Genomic DNA, 2774 nt, shown 5'->3' on the forward strand with positions numbered 1-2774 from the left:
AATCTTATAAATAGTTTTAATTCATTATTAGAAAATTTAGATGAAAATTTAATTAAATTAGGCTTATCACTCTGGGTAATATCCTCTATCTCTTTGTATAAATCCTTCTTACCTAAATATTCTGCCAATATATATATTCCTGTAAATATGAGTCCAACCAAGTTTATATATACTATATTACTTAATTTATCTTGTTGTGAATTTGATAGGAAAAATATAATAGAAATAAAAATCATCATAAAAAAATAATATACAATAAATTTTTTCTTATCTTTAACATAGTCTATTAACTTCATTGTATTATATAACCTTGTCCTTTCTTCGTTATGATAAAATCTCTTTTTCCTATGTCTTCAAGCTTCTTACGCAAACGAGTTACATTAACTGTTAATGTGTTATCATCTACAAAGTTTTCACTTTCCCAAAGCTTTCTCATAATTTTTTCTCTAGTTACTATATTACCTTTATTTTCCATTAAAATACTTAAAATTCTAAACTCATTACCTGTAAGATTTATTTTTTTATCATCATAATATGCCTGACCATCTTTTAAGTTAAGTATTAATCCTTCATGTTCAATAATTGTATCAGTAGTGTCTATATAAGAATATGTTCTTCTTAAGATTGCATTTATTTTAGCTATAAGAACCTGTTGATCAAAATCTTTTTGAATAAAATCATCTCCACCCATATTCATAGACATAACCATATCTATAGTTGTATTCCTTGATGAAATAAATATAATTGGTACTTTTGACAACTCTCTTATCTTGCTACACCAATAAAATCCATCATACTGTGGTAGATTAATATCTAATAGAATTAAATTTGGTTGTTCTTTAATAAATATTTCTATTATATTGCTAAAATCTTCTGCTACAACTAATTTAAATTGCCATTTTTCTAATAATTTACATAGGTTATCTCTATAATTTATGTCATCTTCTATTATTAATATTTTCATACTAAGCTCCTTATTATATGTCTATTTTCATTTCTATATTATAATCAAAATAGTTAATAATTTATAGAATGGTTACAATATTGTAAGGTTGCAAGCTATTTTGTAAGATAATTCAATTTTAAATATCATTAATAAATAATATAATTTAATTATGAAAAAAGGAGGAGATATAATGAAAAAAATAGTTTCTACTAAATCATTAACAAAAATATTTGGAAGAAAAAATAATCTTGTAACAGGTCTTGATAATATCAATTTAGATGTATTGGAAGGAGAATTTTTAGGAGTTATGGGACCTTCTGGTGCTGGAAAAACAACATTACTAAATATATTAGCTACTATAGACTCTCAATCTTCAGGTGATGTAATTATAAATGATACAAATATTTCTACTATGAATGAAGATGAACTATGTATGTTTCGTCGTAACAATCTAGGATTTGTATTTCAAGATTATAATTTACTTGATACATTAAGCGTTAAGGAGAACATATTATTACCATTGGCCGTAGCTAGAATGGATATAGATATATTAGAAAGTAAAGTTGCTGATGTTTCAAATAAACTTAGTATTACAAATATATTGGATAAATATCCTTCAGAAATTTCAGGAGGTCAAAAACAAAGAGTTGCTACTGCTAGAGCTTTAATTTCTAATCCAAGTTTAATTTTAGCTGATGAGCCAACTGGTGCTCTTGATTCTAAATCAGCTACAGATCTTCTTGAAATTTTTAAAAACTTAACATTAGAAGATAAAGCTACAATATTAATGGTTACTCATGATGCATTTGCTGCAAGTTTTTGTTCTAGAGTAGTATTTATAAAGGATGGAAAAATATTTACTGAAGTTGTAAAAGGTAATTCTAGCAGAAAAGATTTCTACAAAAAAATACTAGATGTGCTATCAGCCTTAGGGGGTGTCTCTATTGACACTATTTAGTATTGCAAAGAAAAATATTTTAGGTAACTTAAAAAATTATATTATCTACTTTATTTCTATGATATTAAGTATAGTTATTTATTATGCTTTCGTATCCTTAAGATATAATGATAGTGTAATAGAAGCTATTGATAATTTTACTTCATTAGAGTCAATATTTATTATGTCATCAATGATTATTATTTTATTTTCTCTAATATTTATTTTTTATTCTAATGCTTTCTTTATAAGAGGAAGAAAAAAAGAAATAGGTCTATATTCAATTGTTGGTATACCTAAAAAAACTATAGGAAAAATGATGTTTTTTGAAAATCTTATTATTGGATTAATTTCTCTATTTATTGGTATTATTTTAGGTTTATTATTTTCTAGATTCTTTGCAATGATTTTAATAAACTTAATAGATAACAGTCTTTCAATAGATTTTTCATTTTCTTTTAAACCTATATTAAATACTATAACAGTTTTTTTATTCATAATTATACTTACATCTATAAAGGCTTATACGACTATATATAAGTTTAAATTAGTAGATTTATTTAAAAATGATAATGAAAATTTGAAAATGCCTATAAACACACAATTATCTTATTTGTCAGTAGTTATTTCTATTATAATGCTTATTATTAGTTTTTATATATCAACTAAAYAASACTATACATTTGTATAGTCTTTTTTTATATTAAGAATACCACAGGTTATACCTGTGGTTCTAAAAAGCTTTTAGCTATGAGTAGAAATAAAAAACTCCATAAAATTATAGTAGGTTTGAGACCAATGCTATAAATTTTATGTAGGAGTGTTCGATAATGAACAATAATAGTTTACCACATAGTAAATGGAATTGTAAATATCATATAGTTTTTGCAC

General features: G+C 24.0%; 3 protein-coding genes. 2 read left to right on the plus strand and 1 reads right to left on the minus strand.

Annotated elements, in window-relative coordinates; translation table 11 throughout:
- Positions 1-292: 292 nt before the first annotated feature.
- Positions 293-964, minus strand: a complete 672-nt coding sequence (locus G3997_RS04110; RefSeq protein ID WP_296648545.1) for a response regulator transcription factor — start codon at positions 962-964, stop codon at positions 293-295.
- A 172-nt stretch (positions 965-1136) separates the two neighbouring features.
- On the opposite strand from G3997_RS04110, the gene G3997_RS04115 reads away from it, so the two are divergent.
- Positions 1137-1904, plus strand: coding sequence for an ABC transporter ATP-binding protein (locus tag G3997_RS04115; protein WP_296648550.1), 768 nt, complete (start codon positions 1137-1139; stop codon positions 1902-1904).
- A complete protein-coding gene (locus G3997_RS04120) occupies positions 1891-2574 on the plus strand; it encodes an FtsX-like permease family protein (RefSeq protein ID WP_296648553.1) in 684 nt (227 codons plus the stop codon). Before G3997_RS04115 ends, G3997_RS04120 begins: the two co-directional genes overlap by 14 nt.
- Positions 2575-2774: the final 200 nt, after the last annotated feature.

The organism is Romboutsia sp. 13368, from assembly GCF_018336475.1.
Lineage (GTDB): Bacteria > Bacillota > Clostridia > Peptostreptococcales > Peptostreptococcaceae > Romboutsia.